Genomic DNA, 24,150 nt, shown 5'->3' with positions numbered 1-24,150 from the left:
GAGCCTCGTCGGAGACGCCGCCCGTCCGGTGCTCAGGCGAGCACGACCTCCTCGTAACGGGCCTTCATCGTGGCCACGACCTCGTCGGGGTCGGCGGCCCAGACGTCGGCGTTGAAGATCTCCACCTCGACGTCACCGGTGTAGCCGGCGGCCTGGACCGCCGCCGTGATCGGCCGGAAGCCGATCACGCCGTCGCCCATCATGCCCCGCCCGAGCAGCACGTCCTCGGGCAGCGGGTGCAGGTAGTCGCACACCTGGTAGCTGGCGATCCGGCTCCCGGCCCGCGCGATGTCCTCGAACAGGCGCGGGTCCCACCACACGTGGAAGGTGTCCACGACGACGCCGACCTGCTCGACCGGATACGGCAGGCTCAGCTCCAGCGCCTGGCCGAGCGTGGAGATCACCGCCCGGTCCGGGCAGTAGATCGGGTGCAGCGGCTCCAGCGCCAGCTTGACCCCCCGCTCCCCGGCGTACGGCGCCAGCTCCGCCAGCGCCTCGGCCACCCGCTCGCGGGCCCCCGCCAGGTCGCGGGTGAAGGAGGCGGGCAGCGGCTCGCCGGGCTTCACCCCCGGCAGCCCGCCCACGACCAGCACGAGGCAGGCCGCCTCCAGCTCGGCCGCCTCGTCGATGGCCCGCCTGTTCTCCTCCAGCGCCTGCGCGAAGGCCGTGCGGCCGTCCTCGCCCGGCAGCCCGCCCGCGGTGAGGAAGCCGCCGCGGCACAGCGACGACACCCGCAGCCCGGCCGCCCGCACGAGCTTGACGCTCTGCGCGAGGCCCGTCTCGGCGACCTTCTCCCGCCACAGCCCGATCGCCTCCAGGCCGTGCCTGACACACCCGTCCACGGCCTCGGCCAGCGTCCAGTGCCGGGTCGTCCACTGGTTCAGCGAGAGACTCACAGCCCGTTCACCGCCAGCAGCGACTTCATGCGGCGCACCGCCAGCTCCTGGTCGGCCAGCAGCCCGGCCTGGTCGGCCAGGCGGAACACCTCCGACAGGTGCAGCAGCGAGCGGGCCGACTGGGCGCCGTTCACCATGGCGAACGCGTCCTGGTGGCCGTTCAGCCAGGCCAGGAAGACGATGCCGGTCTTGTAGTTGTACGTCGGCGTCTCGAAGATCTTGCGCGACAGCGGGACGGTCGGTGCGAGGATCTCGTCGTACTGGGCCAGCAGCCGCTCCCGGCCCTCGCCGGTGCAGGACGCCTCGGCCGCGTCCAGCACCTGCAGGGCCGCCGCCGCGGCCGGGGCGATCGCGTCGAAGATGCCCAGCAGCGCGTGCGAGCCCGACTTGATCAGCGACGGGTAGTTGAAGTCGTCGCCGGTGTAGAGCTTGACGCCCTCCGGCAGCGCGGCGCGCAGGCCGACCTCGTGCTCCTCGTCCAGCAGCGACACCTTCACGCCGTCCACCATCGAGGCGTTGGCGTGGATCAGCTCCAGGAACGACTCCGTGGCCGCCGCCACGTCGCGCGAGCCCCAGTAGCCGGCGAGCTGCGGGTCGAACATCTCGCCCAGCCAGTGCAGGATCACCGGCCGCTCGGCCACCCCGAACAGCTTGCCGTAGACCCGGTGGTAGTCCGCCGGGCCCGAGGCGATCCTGGCGAGCTGGCGGGAGGCCATGACGATCACGCCGGCGCCGGCGGACTGCACGGTCTCGATCTGCTCGGCGTACGCCGCGGTGATGGCGTCCAGGGTGCCGGCGTCCGGGTCGTGGTCGGTGCCGGCGCCGCAGGAGACCAGCGTGGCCGGGTCGCCGTACGAGCGGGCCTCGGCGGCGCTGCGCCGGATCAGCTCCCTGGTCGCGGCCCAGTCCAGGCCCATGTTGCGCTGGGCGGTGTCCATGGCGTCGGCGACGCGCAGCCCCAGCGACCACAGGTGGCGGCGGAAGCGCAGGGTGGCTTCCCAGTCCACGGCGGCGGGGGAGCCGGGCGTGTTGTCGCCCAGCGGGTCGGCCACCACGTGCGCGGCGGCGTACACGATGCGGCTGGTCGCCGGCCGGTCGACGGCCGGCCAGGTCGTGGGCTCGCTCAGCGGGTACGAGCCGAACCCGGGAAGCTCGATCCTCACAGCCCCGGCACCTCGATCCTGCGGCCCTCGGCGTTGGAGCGCAGCCCCAGCTCGGCGAGCTGCACGCCGCGGGCGCCGGAGGCGAAGTCGTTCGGGAACGGCGCGTCCTCCAGCACGTGGCGGATGAACGCCTCCCACTGGATCTTGAACCCGTTGTCGAACTCGGCGTTGTCCGGCACCTCCTGCCAGCCGTCGCGGAAGCGCGCCGTGGCGGGCAGGTCGGGGTTCCAGACGGGCTTGGGGGTGGCGGAGCGGTGCTGGACGCGGCAGTTGCGCAGGCCCGCGACGGCGCTGCCGTGCGTGCCGTCCACCTGGAACTCGACCAGCTCGTCCCGGTTCACGCGGACCGTCCAGGAGGAGTTGATCTGGGCGATGATGCCGCCCTCCAGCTCGAAGATCCCGTACGCGGCGTCGTCGGCGGTGGCCGCGTACTGCTTGCCCTGCTCGTCCACGCGGGCCGGGATGTGCGTCACGGCCTGGGCGTAGACGGACTTGACCGGGCCGAACAGGTTCTCCATCACGTAGTGCCAGTGCGGGAACATGTCGAGCACGATGCCGCCGCCGTCCTCGGCCCGGTAGTTCCACGACGGGCGCTGGGCCTCCTGCCAGTCACCCTCGAACACCCAGTAGCCGAACTCGCCGCGCACCGACAGGATGCGTCCGAAGAAGCCGCCGTCGATCAGCCGCTTCAGCTTGAGCAGGCCGGGCAGGAACAGCTTGTCCTGCACGACGCCGTTCTTGACGCCCTTGGCGGTGGCGGCCTCGGCCAGCGCGATGGCCTCCTGCGTCGACTCGGCCGTCGGCTTCTCGGCGTAGATGTGCTTGCCGGCCTCGATGGCCTTGAGCACGGCCTTGACCCGGGCGCTGGTGACCTGGGCGTCGAAGTAGATCAGGTTGTCGTCGTCGGCGAGTGCCGCGTCGAGGTCCGTGGTGAAATCCGAAATTTCATGCTTTGCCGCGATATCTGCAAGTTTGTCGGCGTTGCGGCCGACCAGTACCGGCTTGAGCTTCACCCTGGAGCCGTCCGAGAGCGTCACGCCGCCCTGCTCGTTGATGGCCAGGACGGACCGGACCAGGTGCTGGCGGTAGCCCATCCGTCCGGTGACGCCGTTCATCACGACGCCGATGGTGCGCACGCTCATGAGGATCCCTTCAGGCACAACGTGTGTGGAAAGCGCTTTCCCGAACGGTACGGCCGGGCCACCGAAGGCGTCAAGTAGCGCGAACCTCAGGTGGGCCTGCCGGACCTCCGGCCGGGGCGCCCGGTGCCGAGCTTAGAGCTCGCCGCGCGTCCCCAGCCTGGCCAGGGCCTTGGTGATGGGAGCGGCCGCCAGGGAGAGCTGCCACTCGCGAGCGCCGAGCTCGCGCAGCCTGGCCGTCACGCTCTCCTCGGTGATCTCGTCGGGCGGCTCCCAGGTGAGCCTGCGCACGGCGTCGGGCTGCAGCAGGTTCTCCGTGGGCATGTGGTGCTCCTCGGCCAGCGCGGCGACCACGGCGCGGGCCGCGGCCAGCCGCTTGGCGGCGGCCGGATCGCGGTCGGCCCAGCGGTTGGGCGGCGGCGGGCCGTCGCCGGGCGTGCTGGGCTGGGGCAGCTGGTTGTCGGGCAGGTTGCGCGCCCTGGCCACGGCGGCGAGCCAGTCGCTCATGTGCCTTCGCGCGCTTCGCCCGGTGAATGCCGAAATTTCGGTCAATGCCTTCTTGGTGCGGGGCCCTTCCAGCGCGGCGGTGACGATCGCCGCGTCGGGCAGCACCCGGCCGGGGGCGAGATCGGCCTCGCGGGCGATGCGGTCGCGCATGGTCCACAGCTCGCGCACGATCGCCAGCGCGCGCACGTTGCGCACCTTGTGGATGCCCGACGTGCGCCGCCACGGGTCGGAGCGCGGCGCCGGCGGCGGGGTGTCGAGCACGGCCGCGAACTCCTCGCGCGCCCACTCCAGCTTGCCCGACTCCGCCAGCTCCTGGTGCAGCACGTCGCGCAGCTCGACCAGCACCTCCACGTCGAGCGCGGCGTAGCGCAGCCAGTCTTCCGGCAGCGGCCTGGTGGACCAGTCGGCCGCCGAATGCCCCTTCTCCAGCCGCAGCCCGAGCACGGTCTCGACCATCGTGCCCAGCCCGACCCGCTCGTAGCCGAGCAGCCGCCCGGCCAGCTCGGTGTCGAACATCACCCGCGGCTTGAACCCCACCTCCATCAGGCACGGCAGGTCCTGCGAGGCGGCGTGCAGCACGATCTCCGCCTCGGCCACGGCCTGGTCGAGCGCGGACAGGTCGGGGCACCCGATCGGATCGATCAGCGCGGTGCCGGCCCCGGCCCGGCGCAGCTGCACGAGGTAGGCGCGGTTGCCGTAGCGGTAGCCGGAGGCCCGCTCGGCGTCCACCGCGACGGGACCGCTGCCGGCGGCGAACCTCGCCACCACCTCCGCCAGCCCGGCAGCGTCGGAGATGACCGCGGGTATGCCGTCGCGCGGCTCCAGCAGCGGCTCCACTGTGCGTTCTTCTGTCATGAGTTCACCGACCTCATGACGCTGGTGCTGTCTTGACTGGTGCCCTCACTTCGTTCGGTCACTCTCCGGATCATCACGTCGGCGGGGCAGGGCGGCCACGTCGGGGGGAAGCGGCGGCATGCCCGCCGCCAGGCACATGAGGTCGCACCACGCGGCGACATGGCCGGACAGATCCTCCTGCGCGGGTGACCACGACGCCCGCAGCTCGAGCTCTGTCGTGACCGGGTCGTCGGCCTTGTTGCCGAACCCCTCGGACACGGCTCTTGTCACGGTACCGCCAGCGGCGGAGTAATCGGCTTGATGCGCGTCGAGAGCCTCGGTCAGCCAGCTCCACGCGACGGGCCCGAGCAGGGGGTCGGAGGTGATCTCCGGCTCCATGTCGGCCCTGACGTAGGCCACCAGCCGGAACGGGCCCTCCCATCCGCGCTGGCCGTCAGGGTCGTAGAGCAGGATCAGCCGGCCGACCGCGAGCTCGTCGTCGTCGCGGTAGACCGACGCGCCGATGGCGGCCGAGTAGGGGGCCAGCCGCTGCGGCGCGGGCAGGTCCTCGAGCTCGATCTCCGGCCTGACCTCGGCCCGCCGCAGGCTGTCCGCGGCGCGCGTGAAGGCGGCCGGAGGCGGTGGCTGGTCACCGAGGGTCATAGCGGAAGCGTAGGTCGAAGACGGGTGGAAGGGGACCACGGGGGTGCTCATCCTTCGTGATCAAGCCGATGCCGTAACGAGCTGGCGTGCCGGGCGGATGGTTTCGGCGGACGCAAGCATGATCGCGTGGCCGCAGTCGACGCAGGCCCACTCGGGGCACTGGCCCGGCTCGTGCCCCTCCAGGCACGGCGGCTGCTCGAACGCCCGCTCCTCGGCGCAGGAGGGGCAGGGCTCACTGCGGCGCTCTGGGGAACTCCACAACGCGGTCATCGCACGAGTCATCGAACCGGGGCCTTTCTTCGGGTCGTGGCTCCGACGTTGGCACGAGCCGCTGACAATTCCCCGCAACGCGCTCGGCGTGTCCCGAAAGTGGTCGCTGAATCGATGCCGCGCGGTGGCTTGGGGAACATTTGGCCCAGTCGAGACCGGCTCTCTGGCCGGACATGGGGTGTGTTCGACCCGTGTGCGGTGCCGATGCCGAGCAGACCGGTAAACCTTCATCTGGCTATCTGATCATGATTTGGGGTGTCCAATGCATCTTTTTCCGACACCTCGGACGCGTGTCGCGGCCCTCCGCGCCCGCGTTCCCGCCCCGCGACCCTGCGCCCGCTACCACTACCCTGGTGAGGTGAACCTCGCCGACTCAGCGTTCCTGCGTGCCTGCCGCCGCCAGCCCGTCCCCCACACCCCCGTCTGGTACATGCGCCAGGCCGGGCGGTCGCTGCCGGAATACCTGAAGGTCCGCGAGGGCGTGCCGATGCTCACCGCGTGCGCGACGCCCGACCTGATCGTCGAGATCACCATGCAGCCCGTCCGCCGCTACGGCGTCGACGCGGCCATCTTCTTCAGCGACATCGTGGTCCCGCTCAAGGCCATCGGCGTCGACCTCGACATCAAGCCGGGCGTCGGCCCCGTCGTGGCCGACCCGATCCGCGACGCCAGAGGCCTGGAGGCGCTGCGGCCGCTGGAGCCCGGCGACGTGCCCTACGTCACCGAGTCGATCCAGGCCCTCACCGGGGAGCTCGGCGGCACCCCGCTGATCGGCTTCGCCGGCGCGCCGTTCACGCTCGGCTCCTACCTCATCGAGGGCGGCCCGTCCAAGAACCACGACCGCACCAAGGCCATGATGTACGGCGAGCCGCAGCTGTGGCACCAGCTCATGGAGCGGCTGTCGGACATCGTGGCCGAGCACCTGCGCATCCAGATCGCGGCCGGGGCGTCGGCCGTGCAGCTCTTCGACTCGTGGGTGGGGGCGGTGGCGCCCGACGACTACCGCGAGTTCATCCTGCCGTACACGCGGCGCATCTTCGACAGCGTCGCCGAGGTGCCGCGCATCCACTTCGGGGTGGGCACGGGGGAGCTGCTGGGGGTGCTCGGCGAGGCCGGGGCCGACGTGGTGGGGGTCGACTGGCGGGTGCCGCTCGACGAGGCCGCGCGGCGGGTCGGGCCGGGCAAGGCGCTGCAGGGCAACCTCGACCCGGCGATCCTGCTCGCGCCGTGGGAGGTCGTCGAGCGCAAGGCGCGCGAGGTGCTGCGCCGGGGCGAGGCGGCCGAGGGGCACGTGTTCAACCTGGGGCATGGCGTGCTGCCCTCGACGAACCCCGATCAGCTCAAGCGCCTCACGGACCTGGTCCACGAGCACTGACTTCGTTACAAGCCTCAAGCCTTCTGGGAACCCCCACGGGCCGCCGCCGTCATGCGTGTCGGAGACCCGCTGCGCTCGCCGTACTTCACGCATCCGGTCCCGCCGTGCGGGAGTGGACGTCCGTCCGGGCTTCTCCCGTCAGGCGGCTTCTGTGTCGGGTGTGGCCGGGGCGGGGGCCGGCCGGCGGCGGTCGCGGCGGACGAGCCAGACCACCAGCACGATCAGCGGCACCGACACGGCGACCCAGGGGAGCAGCGCGCCGATCACGGTCAGGGCCGTCTGCGTGAACGAGACCAGGGCCTGCCAGCCCGCCTTCAGGCCGCCGAAGAAGCCGGCGGGCTCGTCGGCCGGGTCCTCGACCGCCGCCACCGGGCCCACCAGTCGCAACGTCAGCGTGGCCATGGCGGTCTGGGTGGCCAGCTCCTTCTGCTGGGCCTGCAACGACTCCAGGTCGGCCTCCCGGGAGGAGATCTCCCGCTCGACGTCCAGCACCTGCCCGATCGTGTCCGCGCGCTTCAGCAGCGCGCGCAGCGACTCCAGCGACTGCTGCGCCGACTTCAGCCGGCTCTCGACGTCGGCCACCTTCAAGGTGACGTCCTGGGCGTTCTGGTTGAGTGACAGCTGCTTGCCCAGCTCGCCGCCGAGCCGCCGCAGCACCTCGCCGTACTTGGCGGTGGGGATCTTGAACTCCAGCATGGCGGACGCCTCGGTGTCGCCCGAGGAGTTGCTCTCCTCCTGCGACAGGTAGCCGCCGGCCTCGGTGACGATCTGCTTGGCCTGCTGGACGGCGGGGGCCACCCGCTCGGCCCGCACGGTCATGCTGCCGGTGTAGATGACCTGCCGCTCCTGCTGGGCGGCCTGGACCCCGGAGGCGACCCCGCCCGCCTGGCCCTGGCGGGTCTGCCGGGCCTGGGGCTCCTTGGCCGTGCTCTCGTCCCGGGCGGCGGCGTCCTCGGACGCGGGGGAGGAGAGGGAGGCCGGCGCCGCGCCGGACTGGACAGCGGAGCCGCCGCCACCGCAGGCGGTCAGCAACACGGCCGAGCAGGCCGCCGTGAGAGCGAGGCCGTACCGGAATCTCGTCATGCCCTTATGACGGGCCGAGCACCGCCCCGGTTTGACGGGAGGAATCACGGTACGGTCACGCGCCCCGCGCGGCTGGCCGAGCCGTTGAGGCGGTAGCGTCAGGAGGCGTGGAAGGGAATCGGGCGCACGTGGTCATCGTCGGCGCGGGGATCTCCGGCCTCGCCGCCGCGTGGTATCTCCGCCAGGGCGCGGGCGATCACATCAGGGTGACGGTCCTGGAGGGCTCGTCGCGCATCGGCGGGAAGCTGCACGCCTCGGAGGTCGCCGGGGTGAGCGTCGACGCGGGTGCCGAGGCGATGCTGGCCAGGCGGCCCGAGGGCAAAGAGCTGGCCAGGGCCGTCGGCCTCGGCGACGACCTGGTCTTCCCCGGCACACTGAGCTCGGCCGTCTACAGCAGGGGCGAGCTGCGCCACCTGCCCAAGGGGCAGGTCATGGGCGTGCCGTCCGACCTGACCGAGCTGGCCAGGTCCGGCATCGTGTCGCCGGGCGGCCTGCTGCGCGTGCCGCTCGACCAGATCCTGCCGCCCACCCTCGTGCGCACCGACGTGTCCGTCGCCGCCTACATCCGCGCCAGGATGGGCGGCGAGATCGTGGAGCGGCTGGTCGAGCCGCTGCTCGGCGGCGTCTACGCGGGCCGCGCCGACATGCTGTCGCTGGAGGCCACGATGCCGCGGGTGGCGGCGGTGGCCCGCTCCGAGCGCTCGCTGCTGAGCGCGGCCAGGCACCTCGTCGCCGAGACGCCCAAGGACGCGGGGCCGGTCTTCACCTCGCTGCGCGGCGGCGTCGGCACCCTGCCCGAGGCGGTCGCCAAGGCGTCGGAGGCCGACGTCAGGACCGGCGTCACCGTCCGCGAGCTGCACCGCACCGAGGCCGGCTGGCGGCTGGTCACCGGCCCCGTGCCGCGTCCGGAGGTGATCGAGGCCGACGCGGTGATCCTGGCCACGCCGGGGCCCGCCACCAGCCGGCTGCTCAAGTCGGAGGTGCCGAAGGCCGCCGCCGAGCTGGCTCGGATCCAGTACGCGAGCATGGCCGTCGTCACGCTGGCCTACCCGGTGGACGCCTTCCCCGAGCCGCCCGCCACCAGCGGTTACCTGGTGCCGCCGGTGGAGCGGCGGCCGGTCAAGGCGGTCACGTTCAGCTCGGTGAAGTGGCCCCACCTGACCAAGGACCTGGTGATCCTGCGCTGCTCCATCGGCCGGATCGGCGAGGAGCACCTGCTCCAGCGCGACGACGCCGAGCTGGTGTCGCTGGCCACGGCCGAGATGGGCGACGTCATGGGCGTGCGCGGGCTGCCGATCGACACGCGGGTGACGCGGTGGGGCGGCGGGCTGCCGCAGTACAACGTGGGTCACCTCGACCGGGTGGCCCGGGTGCGCGCCGCGGTCTCGGTCGAGCCGGGCCTGGCCGTGTGCGGCGCCGCCTACGACGGCATCGGCATCCCCGCCTGCGTCGGCACCGCGCGCACGGCCGCCGCCCGGATTCTGGACCACCTCACCAGGCGAGGAGAATAGGCACCATGACAGAGGGCGCTCCGCGGCCGAAGGCCCGCGATCTCAACCAGGTGATCCGTTACACGATGTGGTCGGTCTTCCAGGTGACCGAGCCGTGTCCTGGCGACCGCGACGGGCTCGCGGCCGAGGTACAGGAGCTGCTCGACCAGGCCGCCGGCAAGGACGTCGTGACCAGGGGGGTCTACGACGTGGCCGGGCTGCGGGCCGACGCCGACTTCATGTTCTGGTGGCACGCGCCCACGCCGGAAGACCTGCAGGACGTGTACGCCAGGTTCCGCCGCACCCGGCTGGGCCGGCAGACCAGGCCCGTGTGGTCGGCGATGGCGCTGCACCGGCCGGCCGAGTTCAACAAGTCGCACATCCCGGCCTTCCTCGCCGAGGAGGAGCCGCGGGCGTACGTGAGCGTCTACCCGTTCGTGCGCTCCTACGAGTGGTACCTGCTGGAGGACTCCGAGCGCCGGGCCATGCTCGCCGAGCACGGCAGGATGGCGCGCGACTACCCCGACGTGCGGGCCAACACGGTGGCGTGCTTCTCGCTCAACGACTACGAGTGGATGCTGGCGTTCGAGGCCGACGAGCTGCACCGGATCGTCGACCTCATGCGTACGCTGCGGGGCGCGCAGGCCCGCCGCCACACCCGCGTCGAGATCCCGTTCTACACCGGGGCGCGCAAGCCGCTGCAGGAGCTCGTCGCCGCCCTCCCGTAACCCCGCGTACGACTCGAAGGCGCCCGTCCGCTCGCTCGGCCGGGCGCCTTCGTGTTTCCTCCTTCGGCGCATCCTGCCCTCCTGTCGCGGCCGGTGGTGGTCTCCTTGTGTCGTGGGCACGGTGGGGGCTCGCGCTTTCGGGGCGGGCGGATGTGAACGTTCCAAGGCAGGCGGGCGTCTAGGGAACGGGCCTATTGCGGGGAGGTCGGTCGGGGTGGAGGAGACCGGAGGACGAGACCGCCGTCGGCACGCGGCGGGACGCCATGCCGCGGGCCGCCGCCCCCGGCACGCTCGGCGCCGTACGGGGAGCGGCTGGGCGGCGATGGGGCAGGGACGGCAGGCCGCCGAGGACGGCAAGCCTGAGGCGGGAGACGGCCGGTCGGTCCCGGAGTGGAACCTGTCCGTCCCGGACGAGGGCGAGCCGGCGGCGGGGAGCAGGCCGGCGGCGGAGAGCAAGCCGGGGGCGGAGAGCAGGCCGGTGGCGGGATCCGGGCCGCTGGTCATCGGGAGCGGGCCGGGAGCCGTCGGGTCGCGGCGCTTGCCGGCGCGGAAAGGGTGGCCGGGCGTATGGAAGGGCCGGCCGGGCGTACGGAAGCGCCGGTCGGGCGCGCGGAAGGGGCGCCTGGGCGCGCGGGCGGGCGGGCCGGGCGCGCGGAAGGGCCGGTTGGCGGCGGTGGTGCTGGTGCTGGCCGGTGGGGTCGTCGCGGTGCTCGGCGGGAGCGCGGGGATCGGGCCGGGCGCGCTGCTCGGCGTGTTCGGAGGAGCGCAGGCGGGATCCGGTGCGGCGGGCCGGCAGGGCGGCGAGCAGGGGGCCGGGCAGGGGCGCGACGGGGCCGGTTCGCCCGGGTCCGGCGGCGTGAACGGCGGGACGGGCACGACCGGGGCGACGGGCGCGACCGGTCCCGGCGGGCCGGCGGCGGCGCCGGGCGGGGACGGCGGGACCGCGGGGACCGGTCCGGAGGCGGGCGCGGAAGCCAGGATGCGGGAGGCCCAGCGCTCGGAGGCGCCGGACCCGGCGGCCACGTCCGGCCAGGCGGGAGGGCCCCGTCCGGGGATGGTGTCCGGCACCACGGCCCCGGAGGACGTGCTGGCGGGCGGCCCCGACCCCGGGGACGGCGACGACTACAGGGCCGACGGGCCTTCACGGCACACGGATCACCAGGCGGCGGAGTACTTCCGTACGAACTGGGGCCCGAACGACAAAGCCCTGAAACGCCTCAAGGACGTCCGCAGCGTCGGCGGATATTTGCGCATTTATACAGACTTGCCGGATACGGCGGATAATTCGCTGACCGCGATCATCCTCTGCGAGCGCGGCCTCGCCTACCTCCGCAGCCGAGGGGTCGAGGATCCGGTGGTGTTCGTGCAGGCGGAGTTCGGCGGAAACGGGAATCCCGTGCTCGCCAACATCCTCGGCCCCGCCGACCGGAGCTGCCGCGTCACCCATCCGGCCCCGGGCTGATCCGGCGGGGTCCGGGTCAGCGGACCCGGACCCGCGTCTTCGCGCACACCTCGCACCGCTGGGTGACGACGCGTCCGATGGCCTCGATGGTTACCCACCGGTGGCGAAGGTGGACAAAGCGCACGCGGCACTCGTACCCCTGGAAGGCGATCGATACGCCGCGTCGCTGCTTGATCACCCCTTGGGTTCGAGCCGCAGGGAGACCGAGTTGATGCAGTAGCGGTCGTCCGTCGGCGTCGGATAACCCTCGCCGTGGAAGACGTGCCCCAGGTGCGAGTCGCACCGGGCGCACCGCACCTCGGTCCGCACCATGCCGTGGCTGCGGTCCTCGATCAGCCGCACCGCGTCGGATTCGGACGGCTCGAAGAAGCTCGGCCACCCGCAGTGCGACTCGAACTTCGTGTCAGACCGGAACAACTCTGCCCCGCAGGCGCGGCACGAGTACACGCCCTCGGTCTTGGTGTCGACGTACTCCCCCGTGAACGGGCGCTCGGTCCCGGCCTCCCTGAGGACGTGGAACTCCTCGGGCGACAACTGGGCCCGCCATTCGGCCTCGCTCTTGACCACCTTGTCCATGTGTCCAGCGTACGAGATCGTGCAAAAAGAGATCTCCGCAGGGTGAAGCATCTGTTCTGGGGTGAATTTGCGTCTTTGTAGGCAAGGGGGTGTCATCGCCTCCTTGCCAAGGGGTGATCATCCGCAGATCCCGCCGAGCGGCACAGCCCACGCCCGTGCTGGCGCCGCTGGGGATCGCCACGGCCGGCCGGGTGGCGCGCCAGCGCCCGGAACGGCGGCGGATGGTCTCGCGGCCCGTCCCGTCGAGCCCTCGGTCCCGCCACCGAGGCGGCTCCGGGACGGGCCCACCCCGCTTGGAGTAGGTTCGGGGGCATGGCATCGCCGTACATAGAGCTCGAGGTGGGGGAGCGGACCGTCAAGGTCACCAATCCCGACAAGGTCTACTTTCCTGAGATCGGCGCCACCAAGCGGGAACTGGTCGAATACTACGTGAGCGTCGGCGAGGGGGCGCTGCGCGCGCTCAAGGACCGGCCCACGAACATCAAGCGCCACCCCGACGGCGTGCAGACGGAGGCCATCTACCAGAAGCGCATGCCGCCCAAGCACCCCGACTGGCTGGAATCGGTCACCGTGACCTTCCCCAGCGGGCGCACGGCGCAGTCGCTGCGCGTCACCGAGGTCGCGGCCATCGCCTACTGCGCCAACCTCGGCACCATCGACTTCCACCCCTGGCAGGTGCGGGCGGCCGACGTCGAGCACCCCGACGAGCTGCGCATCGACCTGGACCCGCAGCCGGGGCTGGAGTTCGACGCCGCGCGCAGGGCCGCCCTCCTGACCAGGGAGGTGCTCGGCGAGCTGGGCATGGAAGGCTTCGTGAAGACCTCGGGCAACCGCGGCGCGCACATCGCCGTCCGCATCGAGCCGCGCTGGGACTTCATCCAGGTACGCCACGCGGGCATCGCCCTGGCCAGGGCCGTCGAGGCCCGCGACCCGAGCCTGGTGACCACGGCCTGGTGGAAGGAGGAGCGGGGCGACCGGGTGTTCATCGACTACAACCAGAACGCCAGGGACCGCACCGTGGCCAGCGCGTACTCGGTGCGCGCCCAGCCGCACGCCCCCGTCTCCACGCCGCTGACCTGGGACGAGCTCGCCGACGCCGACCCGCGCGACTTCGACATCCGCACGGTGCCCGCCCGCTTCGCGAAGCTGGGCGACGTGCACGCGGCGATCGACGACCGGGCGTACTCGATCGAGCCTCTCCTCGGCCTGTACGCCGAGGACGAGCGGGGCGACCTGCCGTACCCGCCGAACTACCCGAAGATGCCCGGCGAGCCCAAGCGGGTCCAGCCGAGCAAGGCCAGGTCCGACACCTGAACCGCGCCGGCTCAGGTCGGCTTCGGAGCCGTGCTCGATCCCGTGCTTGATCCCGTGCTCGATTCCGCGCTCGACGCGGGGCTCGGCTCCGGCTTCGACTCGGGCAGGGGTGACGGCACGGCCGGCGGGGGCGAGCCGAACGTGGGCTCACGTTGCGACACGATTCCGTCGCAGATCGTAGTGCACCGGTGGCTCGGCCGACGTCGAAACGGCGGTTCCGGCAGCGCGCGCGCCGCCCGGCGGTCACCCGGCCGACACGCGTCGGCGCCGTAACAAGGTCGCCCGGCCCGGCACGCGTCCGCGCCGTGACGAGGTCGCCCGGCCCGGCGCCGGTCAGCGGCGTACCAGGTGATGCGGCGCCAGCTCGCGCGTCTCGCCCCTGTCCAGGTAGACGACCCGGTCGGCGAGCCCGGCCTGCTCGACGTGATGGCGGAAGTCGTCCAGCGGCGAGCTGAAGACCGAGTAGTCGTCGTAGTGGACCGGCACCACCGTGTGCGGGTTGATCAGATCCACCCACGCGGCGCCCTGCTCGCCGTCCATGGTCAAGAGCAGGGTGCCGAGCTTGGTGCCGCCCAGGTGCACGATGGCCAGGTCGATGTCCGGGAAGCGGCGCGGGATCGAGTCGAGGCGGCGGTCGAGCAGCGTGTCACCGCTGATGTGCAGGCGCAGTTCGACCCGTTCGTCGCGGTTGCAGAACTCCACCATCGTGCCGATCACCGGCGGCAGCAGCGCCTCGGCCGCGCCAGGCGCGTGCTTGGCGGGCAGCGCGGTGATCCGCACGGTGCCGTCTGGGCCGCGTAGCTCGTGCTGCTCCCAGTTCTCCAGCCCCACGCTCCTGCGGAATCCGCGGCGGCGCAGCCGGCCGGCCGCCGCCGTGGTCGTGATGACCGGCGTCGCCTTGTCCAGGCCCCGCCGCGCCACCCTGTCCCAGTGGTCGCCGTGCATGTGGGACAGCAGCACCGCGTCCAGCGGCGGCAGATCCTCGATCTCCACGGCCGGGTCGGTGAGGCGGCGCGACGACAGGCCGTACCCCAGGTACGCCCGCTGCCCCCGGTGCAGGAAGTTGGGGTCCGTCAGCAGCGTGAAGCCGTTGTAACGGATCAGCGTGGTGGCGTTCCCGATGAACTGCAGGCTTCCTTTCACGTGACTTCACTCCGGGTGTTGTGGTCGCTGGGCCGGGGGCACGCCGCCGCCCTTGCCGCCCCCCTTGCGACCCTTGTCCGTGCCGTGCGGGCGGCCGGAGCGCCGGGCTCCGCTCTTCGTCTCCTTGAGGGCGTCCGCGGACTTGGAGTCGGTGCTGCCCTTGCCTGACCTGCGTAGCTCTGGTTGTTGTGGATTGCTCATGGCGTTTTGTCCCCCTTTGTGGAGTTCTCCTGCCACGCCGCGCCAGAGCCAAACCCTCCGTGTCTGGACGGTTTCACTTCGGTCACATTACTTGACTGCCGGTCTAATAGTTCGCAAGGCTCTCGTTGTGCATCGGGGGGCGACAACCGAGTCTGGAGCCTTCTCATGGCAAGAGCGCGACGTCTCGCAGCGGCTGGAGCGGCGACCGCCTTCGCGGTGGCCGGGGTGAGCCTGGCCGTCGGCCTCGCCGGCCCCGCCTGGGCCGGCACCGATCCCCAGGTCCCGGGCACGGATTCCGCCTGCCTGGTGCACCTGCCGCTGCTCTGCGACGAGCCCTCGGACGATTCCTGGTCGGGCGACGCCGAACCCGGCGATTCATGGTCGGGCGTGCCAGGGCACTCCGAGGCGCCAGAACCCGCCGATTCCTGGTCGAACCCGCCCGGACACCCCGAGGTGCCCGAGCCCAACGAGTCGTGGTCGAACGCGCCCGTACCCACCGATTCCTGGCCTGCCGGTGAGCAGCCTCCGTGGCGGCCGGCGGGAGAGGACGAGCACCGGGTGCCCAAGGGCCATCCGGAGACGGGCGGCGGCGGGCTCGCGGCCGGCGGGCCGGTGTGGCCGTTCGCGGTGGGCGGGGCGGCGCTGCTGACCGGCGCCGGCCTGACCGGCCTCGCGGTACGGCGCCGCAAGGATGCCGGCTGACCTGCCCCCGCCACGGCGAGCGCCGGGGAACCGGCTCGTGCTGGGCGGGGCGGTGGCCGTGTCGATGGCGGGAGTGCTGCTGATCGTGCTCGGCGTCGGCGGCGCGCTCGGCGGAGGCGGCGACACGGCCACTGTCCCGGCGGCCCGGCAGTCCAGCGCCACCGCCGCGCCGCTCAAGGAACTGGCCGGCATACCAGCGTCCAAGGTGGCGAGGCCCATGCGCGCGGCCCGCCCCACCGCCGTCTACATCCCCTCCATCGGCGTGGCCGCCCCGCTGATGGAGCTGGGCCTGGACGCGAAGGGCGCCATCCAGAACCCGCCGTTCGACCCGCCCAACCTGGCCGGCTGGTACCGCTACGGCCCCGTCCCCGGCCAGCGCGGCGCCGCCGTGATCACCGGACACCTGGACACGCGGACGGGCCCCGCCGCCTTCGCCCGGCTCAAGGAGGTCAAGCGCGGCGCCCAGGTGCAGGTGCTGCGGGCCGACCGCTCGGTGGCCGTCTTCGTCGTCGACAAGGTCGAGCACACCCCGAAGCGCAGCTTCCCCGCCAGGAAGGTCTACGGCAAGCTCGGCTATCCGGGGCTGCGCCTGGTGACCTGCGGCGGCGCGTTCGACCGGCAGGCGCACAGCTACGAGGACAACACGATCGTGTACGCCCACCTCGCGGCCCCGTACTATCCCGGGCGCTGATCACGGATCCCGGGGGAGGCCGAGCGCGCGCTCGGCGATGATGTTGAGCTGCACCTCCGTCGTGCCGCCGCCGATCGTGAACGCCCGGGTGGTGAGGATCATGCGGCTCCAGTGACGGTCCGACGGGTCCAGCGACCAGCAGAACTCCGAGATCGCCTGCGCGTGCCGCATGCCGAGCAGCTTGCGTACGCTCGGAGCCGCGCCCGGGTCGGCGCCGGCGAGCTGCGACAGCGTCACCCGCAGGCCGAGCGCCGAGATGGCCTGGCCCTCGGCCCACAGGCGGCCCGCCCGCTCGCGCTGCGCCTGCCTGAGCGGGGGCAGCCGGGAGACGTGCCGGGCCATGTCGGTGTGCCGCGAGCCCGGGCCCCAGGAGTCGCCGAGCGCGACCCGCTCGTGGGAGAGCGTGTCGCGGGCCACCCGCCAGCCCTCGTCCACCGCGCCGACGACCAGGTCGTCCGGGACGAACACGTCGTCGAGGAACACCTCGTTGAAGATCTCGTCCCCGTTGATCTCCTTGAGCGGCCTGACGGTGACGCCCGGGGACGACATGTCCACCAGGAAGTAGGAGATGCCGTCATGCTTGGGCCTGTCCGGGGAGGTGCGGGCGAGGCAGATGCCCCAGTGGGCGTACTGCGCCAGGGACGTCCAGATCTTCTGGCCGGTCAGCGACCAGCCGCCCTCCACCCGCGCGGCCTTCGTCGCCAGCCCCGCCAGGTCCGAGCCGGCGCCGGGCTCGCTGAAGAGCTGGCACCACACGATCTCGCCGGCGAACGTTCCGGGGAGGAAACGTTCCTGCTGCTCGCGGGTGCCGTACCGGACGATGGACGGGACCGCCCAGGCGGCGATGCCCAGGTTCGGGCGGCCGAGGTCGCGGAACTCCTGGTGGATGATCACCTGCTCCAGCGGTGTGGCGGACCGGCCCCAGGGGCGGGGGAGATGCGGCATCATCCATCCCTCCCGCGCCAGCCTGGCCCGCCTGGCCGCCTGCTCCTCGGCGCGCAGCGACGCGGCCTGCGCCCGGATGGCGTCCCTGACGGCGGCGGCCTCCTCCGGAAGGTCCGGCTCCATCCGCCGCCGCACCCCCGCCACCGCCAGCCGTTCCGCCTCCTCGGCCCACGGGCCGGGGTCGCCGGCCAGCGTGCGGCCGGACAGGGCCCTGCGGTAGTAGCGGTGCGCGTCGTGCTCGAAGGTGTAGCCGATGCCGCCCAGCACCTGGATGGCGTCCGCCGCGCACCGGACGGCGGCGTCGGGCGCCAGTACGGCCGCCACGCTCACGGCCAGCCGCACCTCCTCGGCAAGACCGCCGGGCAGCGCCCCCGTGACCAGCCCCGTGACCGGCCCCGTGACCGGCCCCGTGACCGGCCCCGTGACCGGCCCCACGACCGGCCCCGCGCCGGAAGAGGTGTTCGGGCCGCGGGACTCGTCCAGGGCTCTGGCGGCGTCCCACACGGCGGCCCGTGCCTGCTCCAGGGCCACCAAGGCGCCCGCCACCCGGTGCTTGACCCCCTGGAACTGCCCGATCGGGCGCCCGAACTGCTCGCGGACCTTGGCGTGCCCGGCCGCCGTCGCCACGGCCCAGGCCGCGACCCCGCACGCGTCGGCGCCGAGCAGCACGGCGGCGAGCTCACGTACCGGAGCCGCCCCGAGCAGCCGGTCGGCGGGTACGGCGCGTGCGGCGACGGAGCACAGCGGCCGGTCCGGATCGATCCCCTCCAGGGGCTCGGCGGTGACGTCGCCCCGATCGAGCACCGCCCACCCGCCATCACCGGCCGGTACGACGAATACGTCGGCTCGCGCCGAGCCGATCGCGCAGCCGGGCGGCAGCGCCACGGCGGCGGTCAGGGAGCCGCCGGCGAGCCCGCGCAGCAACTCCAGCCGGGTGCCACCGGGCAGCCCGGCGCCGTACGAGCCGAGCACCGCCGAGGCCAGCACGGCCGGCAGGTACGCCCCGCAGACCCGCCGCTCGCCCAGCGCCTCCACCGCCACGCACAGCTCCAGCAGCCCGAACCCCTGCCCGCCGCACTCCTCCGGCAGGTGCAGCCCCAGCAGCCCCTGCCCCGCCAGTGCCGCGTGATCGGCGCCCCGCCCGGCCAGCCCGTGTACGGAGGCCGCCAGCGCCTGGTGCTCCTCGGTCAGCCCGATGCCCATGAGCCGACCCTAGAACTTCGTTCGGTCGGTGGCCACCGGAAAAATGGTTGGCGATCGGCCGTCGTGCCCCGTTACGCTCGCAGGCGTCCGTTCAGTGGAGACATCCGGGCCTGTCGTGCCCGTCAAGGAGGGGGATTTATGCCTGGCACCGCGCCCTGCGCGCCTCGCCGTGTCCTAGGCGGATCCTGCCCCTAACGACCACCCGCCACATCAAGCGCATGCCCGCGAGGCACGCCAGGGCTCCCTTGCTGTCCTGAGAACGACCATTCCGGCAAGGAGTACCCAGGTTGTCTGCCAACGGCAAATCCCGTTCCATCGCGAGCACCGAGACGTTCCAGTGCGTACGCTGCGGCCTGACGGTCGCCGCGAACGCGCCGGACGGTGTTCGTCGCAACCACTGTCCGAGCTGCCTGCACTCGCTGCACCTGCTCGACGAGTGCAGATCACGGATGATCCCCATCTCGATCGCCGTCCTGCGTACCGGCGAGTGGATGATCATCCATCGCTGCACCCGGTGCGGTGAGCTCACGTCCAACCCCATCTGCGGGGACGACAACCAGCTCATCCTCATGCGCATGGCCGTACGGCCGCTGGCGCAGCCGCCGTTCCCGCTCGAGGCGTTCGGTGATCTGTGACATGCCCAGGAGGAACCCGGGCCGGGAACGGCCGCAACGGAGCAAGAAGGCACATCACGGCGAGCCCGGCGACGCGTTCCGCTGCGTCGGGTGCCGCATGGACGTGCCGATGATCGCGCCGGGCACCGCGCACCGCAACCACTGCCCGCACTGCCTGACCAGCCTGCACGTCGATCACCGCGTACCGGGGGACCGGCGGGCGGGGTGCCGGGGCCGGATGGCGGCGCTGAGCGTCACCGTCCGGCGCGACGGGGAGTGGCTGATCATCCACTGCTGCCAGTCGTGCGGTGGGCTCAGCGCCAACCGCATCGCGGGCGACGACAACGCGCTGGCGCTGCTCCGCATCGCCATCCGCCCCCTGTCGGACTCGCGCCTGCCGGTCAGCGCCCTGCTGACCCTGTGACACCGCCCGCCGGGGCCTCACGCGTCGCTCTGCGGCCCCTCGTACGAGAGGGGCCGTCGAACGCGGCCCCGGCGGCGGCTAGGCTTGTCCCGTGACGAAGGAATTCGAACTCACGATCGATGACGGCCGGATCCTGCACGTCTACGACACGGCTCCGGGGGCCACCGACCGCCTGCCGGTCCTGTGGCACCACGGCACGCCCAACATCGGCGCGCCGCCCGCGCCGCTCTTCGACGACCGCCTCGGCCTGCGCTGGATCTCCTACGACCGCCCGGGCTACGGCGGCTCCACCCCCGAGCCCGGCCGCACCCTGGCGTCGGCGGCCGGCTACGCGAGCCGGATCGCCGACGCGCTGGGCCTCGGCCGCTTCGCGGTCATGGGCCACTCGGGCGGCGCCTCCCACGCCCTGGCCTGCGCGGCCCTGCTGGGAGAGCGCGTGCTGGCCGTGCTGAGCGTGTCCGGCCTGGCACCCTACGCCGCAGGAGGCCCAACCCCTCGCGCAGCAGGCGATCACGCGCCCTACCCCGCAGGGGGGTTCGCCCCGCATGACGCGGCGGGCGAGGCGGGGCGCGGCCGGGCCGATCGGGAGGCGCGTGCGGCTGATGACTTCGACTGGTTCGCGGGCATGGCGCCTTCCTGCGAGGCTTCCCTGCGAGCCGCCGCCCGGGGACGGGCGGCCAAGGAACGTCACGAGGCCGCGGCCGCGTACGACCCGGAGATGTTCACCCCCGAGGACCATGCGGCGTTCGAGGGGGAGTGGTCCTGGTTCGACAGCGTGGTCGGCCCCGCCGTGGCGAAGGGGCCGGGCGGGCTGATCGACGACGACCTGGCGTACGTGACGCCATGGGGCTGCGACCCGGCCGCCGCCACCGCCCCCGTTCTGCTCGTCCACGGCGGCAAGGACCGTGTCGCGCCTGCCGGCCATGGCGATCGGCTGGCCCGTCACTGCCCCACGGCCGAGCTCCGCCTGTCGCCCCGCGACGGTCACATCTCGATCCTGCCGTCGGCGGGAGCGGCGGCCGTGGAGTGGCTCGCCACCGAAGGCCACCGCCGCCTGGGATGAGCCGCCATCGGACGGGTGCGGATAAGCCACCATCGGACGTGCGCGCCGGACGAGCGCGCGCCCGGTGGCGTCCGCCCGGTGGCGTCCGGCCACAGCCGGAGCGCCAGCCGCCGAAGTCACCCGCCGGAGCCGGTCGCCGGGGTCAGTCGCCGAAGTCCAGGTGCAGGGCCCGGGTGAAGTCGGAGATGGCCTCCTCGTGCCGGTCCAGCTCCTGGAGGATCTCCCCCCGCACCCGGAACGCCCACACGTACTCGGGATCGAGCTCGATCGCCGCGTCCAGATCCTTCAGCGCCGCCTCGTTGTCCCCCAGCTCGCTCAGCACCGCTCCCCGGCTCCCGAGCGCCCGGTCGTTACCCGGTTCCAGCTCCAGCGCCCGGTTCAGGTCGGCCAGCGCCTCCTCGTACCGGTCCATCATCCGCAACGCCTCCCCCCGCCGGCTCAGCGCGCGCACGTGGTCGGGGTCCGCCTCCAGCGCCCTGGTGTAGTCGTCGACGGCCTCCGTGTAGAGCTTCATTCGCTGGTACAGGTCGCCGCGGGCCACCCACGAGTACGCGAGTTCCTCGTCCAAAGAGATGATCTTGGAGTGCTCCGCCAGCGCCTCGTCCAGCCGGTCCAGGTCCACCAGGGCGTCCGCCTTCGCCTCCAGGATCCACAGCGACTCGGGCGAGAGGGTGAGCGCGTGCTCGAAGTCGTCCATGGCCTCGTCCAGGCGGCCCATCGCGGCGTAGGTCTGGCCGCGCGAGCCGAGGGCGTACGCGCTGTCGGGCTCCAGCCGCAGCGCCTCGCCGAAATCCTCCAGCGCGGCCTCGTACCGCTCGGTCACCCGGTGGCTCTCCCCGCGCAGCCGCCAGGCGCGGGCGTTGTCCGGTGCCAGCGCGATCGCCTCGGTCAGGTCCGCGATCGCGGCGTCGTGCCGCGAGAGCGCGATGTACGACTCTGCCCGGCTGCGCAGCACCGAGGCCCGGGACTGGGCGGCCGCCTCGGACAGCCCGGAATGGTCCTTGATCCCCTCGCTCATGAGGGGTAAATCTATCCAACTAGATCTGGATAATGGCGGCCTTTTCCCGGGTGTACTCCAGGACCGAATCGTGGCCGTACCCGCTGTCCTTGACCCCGCCGAACGGCAGCCCGGGCGGCATCTGCCTGAACGTGTTCACCCACACCGTACCGCTGCGCAGATCCCGGATGAGCCGGTGCGCCCGTCCCAGGTCGCGCGTCCACACCCCGGCGGCCAGCCCGTAGGGCGAGTCGTTCGCGATCGTCACCGCCTCCTCCTCGGTGGAGAACGGGATGGCCACCGCCACCGGCCCGAAGATCTCCTCCTGGCACACGCGCAGCGCGTTGTCCTCGGTCGCGTACAGCGTGGGCGCCACCCAGTAGCCGCCGGGCAGCGCGGGCACCACGTCCGCGCCGGTCCGCGCGCCGAAGACGAGCCGCGCGCCCTCCTTCTCGGCCAGCTCCAGGTACGACGTGACCCGCTCGTACTGGCCGGCCGACACGATCGGCCCCATCGTGGTCGCCAGGTCGAGCGGGTCCCCGAGGACCAGCCCGGCGCAGGCCCGCTCGATGCGACCGAGCATCTCGTCCCAGATCGAGCGGTGGATGAGGATGCGCGAGCCGGCCACGCACACCTGCCCGGCGTTGCCCGTGTAGACGGAGTTCACGGTGACGCCCTGGGTGGCGGCGTCCAGGTCGGCGTCGGGGAAGACGATGTTGGGCGACTTGCCGCCCAGCTCGAACGTCATCGGCTTGAGCGCGTCCGCCGAGGCCCGCGTGATGGCCTGGCCGGTGGCGGTCGAGCCGGTGAGGCTGATCTTGCCGACGCCGCGGTGCCGTACGAGGGCGTCGCCGACCTCCTCGCCCAGGCCGCTGACGATGTTCAGCACCCCGGGCGGGAACACCTCCGCCAGCAGCTCGCCCAGCCGCAGCACGGACGCGCTCGCCTGCTCGGCCGGCTTGACGATCACCGTGTTGCCGGCGGCCAGCGCGTAGGCGGCCTTGGCGGAGAAGGTCGAGATGGGGGAGTTCCACGGGATGACGCAGACCGCCACCCCGTACGGCTCGCGCCGCGTCAGCCCCAGCGCGTCCGGCCCGAGCAGCACGGTGTCGCCCCTGACCGCGTCGAGGCACTGCCCGGCGGCGAGCTGCCACAGGTGCGCCATGCCCGGCAGGTCCCGTTTGAGCGTGTCGCGCAGGATCCGGCCGTTGTCGCGCGTCTCCAGCCTGGCCAGCTCCTCGGCGTGCCGGCCGAACACCTCCGAGACCTTGCGCAGGTAGTGCGCCCTGGCCAGGGCGGGCAGCGCCGACCAGGCGGGGAAGGCGCGCCCGGCCGCCTCGACGGCCGCCTCGGCCTCCGCGGCGCCGCCGGCCGGGATCGTGGCCCACGCCTCGCCCGTGGCCGGGTTGACCGTGTCCATCGTGCGGGGGGCGGGGACCAGCTCGCCGCCGATGAGGTTGCGGAACTCACGCATGGACCAAGCATATGCTTGCTCAATAGCCTCGACCAGCCCAAAGATCATGCAAAGTGCCCGGAGACGCACGCATAGCCGGGAAACGCACGGGCACACAAACGCACAAAGGGTGGTGGCTATGGCACACAGAATGCTCGGCCGGCTGGCGTACGGCTCGCGTTACGACCGCGTCCCGTGGGGACAGCGGGTCTATGTCCGTCCGGGGGAACGGCTCATCCGGGAGGCGCAGTGGCGCCTGCTGCTCCGGCGGGCGCCGGTCATGTCGCTGGCCGAGTACCAGGGGCTGCGGTCCCTGGGCGAGATCGAGGAGTTCCTGAGCTGCATGATGTGCGGGGAGTCCCGCCAGCAGCCGCTCTTCACCCCCACCGGCGGGAAGGGCTGGCGCTACCACGTCGTCCGCTGCCCGTCCTGCGGCTTCCTCTACCGCAATCCCAACGTGCGCCCCGAGCGGCTCGGCGACCTGTACGCCACCGGCTACAGCAACTTCCTGACCGGGAAGTACGCCGCCAACCGGCAGCGCCGCTACGACCTCACCATGAGGTCGTTCGCCCCGGTGTTCGACGAGGGCAAGGAGCGGCGGCTGCTCGACTTCGGCTCCGGGGTCGGGCTGTTCCTGGAGCTGGCCGAGCAGCGCGGCTTCGACGCCTACGGGGTGGACCTGTCGCCGGAGTCGGTCGAGCAGGCCAACCAGCGGCTCAGCAGGGCCCGCACCTACTTCGGGGCGCCCGAGGACGTGCCCGAGATCGCGGCCGGCGGCTTCGACGTGATCACCCTCTGGTCGGTGCTCGCGCACCTGCCCAGGCCGCTGGAGGACTTCCAGCGGTTCCGCAGCCTGCTGGCGCCGGGGGGCGTGCTGCTCATCCTGACGGTGAACGCGCGGTCGCTGCTGCTCAAGGCGTACGGGGCCGCCTGGAGCGGCTTCACCAAGAACCACCTGATGTTCTACTCCTCGGAGACCGTGCGCACGCTGCTCGGCCGTACCGGCTTCGCCGGGGTGGCCTTCGCCCCGCACTACGGCGACACGATCGAGGCCGGCACCACCAGGCTGCCCGCCGACCTGGTCGCCAGGCTGCGCCGCAACGTGAAGCTGAGCGACGGCGGGAACATGATGCGCGTGCTCGCCTTCGCCGACGAGGAGGCGATCGGCCGCTGGGGCGGTGGGCCCCTCAGGATCCACCGCCTGCACGCCTGAC

At 72.5% G+C, this 24,150-nt stretch carries 23 protein-coding genes; 11 read left to right on the top strand and 12 right to left on the bottom strand.

Features of this window, described 5'->3' with window-relative positions; translation table 11 throughout:
• Positions 1-32: 32 nt before the first annotated feature.
• The 5 genes from ACBJ32_RS15410 to ACBJ32_RS15390 form a co-directional block, all read right to left on the bottom strand.
• Positions 33-896, bottom strand: coding sequence for a sugar phosphate isomerase/epimerase (locus ACBJ32_RS15410; RefSeq protein WP_357868611.1), 864 nt, complete (start codon positions 894-896; stop codon positions 33-35).
• Positions 893-2,059, bottom strand: a complete 1,167-nt coding sequence (locus ACBJ32_RS15405; protein ID WP_375127277.1) for a dihydrodipicolinate synthase family protein — start codon at positions 2,057-2,059, stop codon at positions 893-895. Before ACBJ32_RS15405 ends, ACBJ32_RS15410 begins: the two co-directional genes overlap by 4 nt.
• Positions 2,056-3,201, bottom strand: a complete 1,146-nt coding sequence (locus ACBJ32_RS15400; RefSeq protein ID WP_375127276.1) for a Gfo/Idh/MocA family protein — start codon at positions 3,199-3,201, stop codon at positions 2,056-2,058. The genes ACBJ32_RS15405 and ACBJ32_RS15400 overlap by 4 nt, the downstream gene beginning before the upstream one ends.
• Before the next feature lie 132 nt (positions 3,202-3,333).
• A complete protein-coding gene (locus tag ACBJ32_RS15395) occupies positions 3,334-4,560 on the bottom strand; it encodes an HRDC domain-containing protein (protein WP_375127275.1) in 1,227 nt (408 codons plus the stop codon).
• A gap of 45 nt (positions 4,561-4,605) precedes the next feature.
• A complete protein-coding gene (locus ACBJ32_RS15390) occupies positions 4,606-5,202 on the bottom strand; it encodes a DUF3000 domain-containing protein (protein WP_357868622.1) in 597 nt (198 codons plus the stop codon).
• Positions 5,203-5,830: 628 nt separating this feature from the next.
• Between ACBJ32_RS15390 and hemE the strand changes: the two genes are divergently transcribed.
• Entirely contained in the window at positions 5,831-6,847 is a 1,017-nt protein-coding gene (hemE, locus tag ACBJ32_RS15385; RefSeq protein WP_375127274.1) for a uroporphyrinogen decarboxylase, read from the top strand.
• A gap of 138 nt (positions 6,848-6,985) precedes the next feature.
• Here hemE and ACBJ32_RS15380 read toward each other — a convergent pair whose 3' ends face one another.
• A complete protein-coding gene (locus tag ACBJ32_RS15380; RefSeq protein ID WP_375127273.1) occupies positions 6,986-7,930 on the bottom strand; it encodes a DUF4349 domain-containing protein in 945 nt (314 codons plus the stop codon).
• Between the two features lie 107 nt (positions 7,931-8,037).
• Between ACBJ32_RS15380 and hemG the strand changes: the two genes are divergently transcribed.
• The 3 genes from hemG to ACBJ32_RS15365 all read left to right on the top strand — a co-directional run bounded on the left by hemG (position 8,038) and on the right by ACBJ32_RS15365 (position 11,610).
• The gene (gene hemG, locus ACBJ32_RS15375; protein WP_375127272.1) at positions 8,038-9,441 is read left to right on the top strand and encodes a protoporphyrinogen oxidase; all 1,404 of its coding nucleotides are present in this window, start codon (positions 8,038-8,040) and stop codon (positions 9,439-9,441) included.
• Between the two features lie 5 nt (positions 9,442-9,446).
• Positions 9,447-10,148, top strand: coding sequence for a hydrogen peroxide-dependent heme synthase (hemQ, locus tag ACBJ32_RS15370; RefSeq protein WP_357868635.1), 702 nt, complete (start codon positions 9,447-9,449; stop codon positions 10,146-10,148).
• A gap of 322 nt (positions 10,149-10,470) precedes the next feature.
• The gene (locus ACBJ32_RS15365; RefSeq protein ID WP_375127271.1) at positions 10,471-11,610 is read left to right on the top strand and encodes a hypothetical protein; all 1,140 of its coding nucleotides are present in this window, start codon (positions 10,471-10,473) and stop codon (positions 11,608-11,610) included.
• Positions 11,611-11,784: 174 nt separating this feature from the next.
• Here ACBJ32_RS15365 and msrB read toward each other — a convergent pair whose 3' ends face one another.
• On the bottom strand, positions 11,785-12,186 hold the full coding sequence (msrB, locus tag ACBJ32_RS15360; RefSeq protein WP_357868641.1) for a peptide-methionine (R)-S-oxide reductase MsrB: 402 nt from the start codon (positions 12,184-12,186) through the stop codon (positions 11,785-11,787).
• Between the two features lie 312 nt (positions 12,187-12,498).
• Between msrB and ligD the strand changes: the two genes are divergently transcribed.
• Positions 12,499-13,500 (top strand): non-homologous end-joining DNA ligase, encoded by a 1,002-nt coding sequence (ligD, locus tag ACBJ32_RS15355; protein ID WP_357868644.1) that lies wholly within the window; start codon positions 12,499-12,501, stop codon positions 13,498-13,500.
• Positions 13,501-13,833: 333 nt separating this feature from the next.
• Here ligD and ACBJ32_RS15350 read toward each other — a convergent pair whose 3' ends face one another.
• Both ACBJ32_RS15350 and ACBJ32_RS15345 read right to left on the bottom strand, forming a co-directional pair.
• The gene (locus ACBJ32_RS15350; protein ID WP_375127270.1) at positions 13,834-14,643 is read right to left on the bottom strand and encodes an MBL fold metallo-hydrolase; all 810 of its coding nucleotides are present in this window, start codon (positions 14,641-14,643) and stop codon (positions 13,834-13,836) included.
• Positions 14,644-14,649: 6 nt separating this feature from the next.
• Positions 14,650-14,844, bottom strand: a complete 195-nt coding sequence (locus ACBJ32_RS15345; RefSeq protein ID WP_375127269.1) for a hypothetical protein — start codon at positions 14,842-14,844, stop codon at positions 14,650-14,652.
• Positions 14,845-15,009: 165 nt separating this feature from the next.
• Here ACBJ32_RS15345 and ACBJ32_RS15340 point away from each other — a divergent pair, with 165 nt between their 5' ends.
• Positions 15,010-15,546, top strand: a complete 537-nt coding sequence (locus tag ACBJ32_RS15340) for a hypothetical protein (RefSeq protein WP_375127268.1) — start codon at positions 15,010-15,012, stop codon at positions 15,544-15,546.
• 37 nt (positions 15,547-15,583) lie between these two features.
• A complete protein-coding gene (locus tag ACBJ32_RS15335; protein ID WP_375127267.1) occupies positions 15,584-16,237 on the top strand; it encodes a class F sortase in 654 nt (217 codons plus the stop codon).
• Here the strand turns inward: ACBJ32_RS15335 and ACBJ32_RS15330 are convergent, their stop codons facing one another.
• A complete protein-coding gene (locus tag ACBJ32_RS15330; RefSeq protein ID WP_375127266.1) occupies positions 16,238-18,385 on the bottom strand; it encodes an acyl-CoA dehydrogenase in 2,148 nt (715 codons plus the stop codon).
• 287 nt (positions 18,386-18,672) lie between these two features.
• On the opposite strand from ACBJ32_RS15330, the gene ACBJ32_RS15325 reads away from it, so the two are divergent.
• From ACBJ32_RS15325 to ACBJ32_RS15315, 3 genes are all read left to right on the top strand, one after another.
• Positions 18,673-19,020, top strand: a complete 348-nt coding sequence (locus ACBJ32_RS15325) for an RNHCP domain-containing protein (RefSeq protein ID WP_375127265.1) — start codon at positions 18,673-18,675, stop codon at positions 19,018-19,020.
• 1 nt (position 19,021) lies between these two features.
• The gene (locus ACBJ32_RS15320) at positions 19,022-19,423 is read left to right on the top strand and encodes an RNHCP domain-containing protein (RefSeq protein ID WP_357868667.1); all 402 of its coding nucleotides are present in this window, start codon (positions 19,022-19,024) and stop codon (positions 19,421-19,423) included.
• A 91-nt stretch (positions 19,424-19,514) separates the two neighbouring features.
• A complete protein-coding gene (locus tag ACBJ32_RS15315) occupies positions 19,515-20,486 on the top strand; it encodes an alpha/beta hydrolase (protein ID WP_375127264.1) in 972 nt (323 codons plus the stop codon).
• A 142-nt stretch (positions 20,487-20,628) separates the two neighbouring features.
• Here the strand turns inward: ACBJ32_RS15315 and ACBJ32_RS15310 are convergent, their stop codons facing one another.
• Positions 20,629-21,504: a tetratricopeptide repeat protein gene (locus tag ACBJ32_RS15310; protein ID WP_375127263.1), complete on the bottom strand. Its 876-nt coding sequence runs from the start codon at positions 21,502-21,504 to the stop codon at positions 20,629-20,631.
• Positions 21,505-21,523: 19 nt separating this feature from the next.
• Positions 21,524-22,957: an aldehyde dehydrogenase family protein gene (locus ACBJ32_RS15305; protein ID WP_375127262.1), complete on the bottom strand. Its 1,434-nt coding sequence runs from the start codon at positions 22,955-22,957 to the stop codon at positions 21,524-21,526.
• A gap of 118 nt (positions 22,958-23,075) precedes the next feature.
• Here ACBJ32_RS15305 and ACBJ32_RS15300 point away from each other — a divergent pair, with 118 nt between their 5' ends.
• Complete coding sequence (locus tag ACBJ32_RS15300; RefSeq protein ID WP_375127261.1) at positions 23,076-24,149, top strand: class I SAM-dependent methyltransferase; 1,074 nt, start codon at positions 23,076-23,078, stop codon at positions 24,147-24,149.
• Position 24,150: the final 1 nt, after the last annotated feature.

It is taken from the genome of Nonomuraea sp. GTA35, from assembly GCF_041950525.1.
GTDB lineage: Bacteria > Actinomycetota > Actinomycetes > Streptosporangiales > Streptosporangiaceae > Nonomuraea.
The sequence above is the reverse complement of the archived record's forward strand: the minus strand, read 5'-3'. Positions and strand labels throughout refer to the sequence as shown.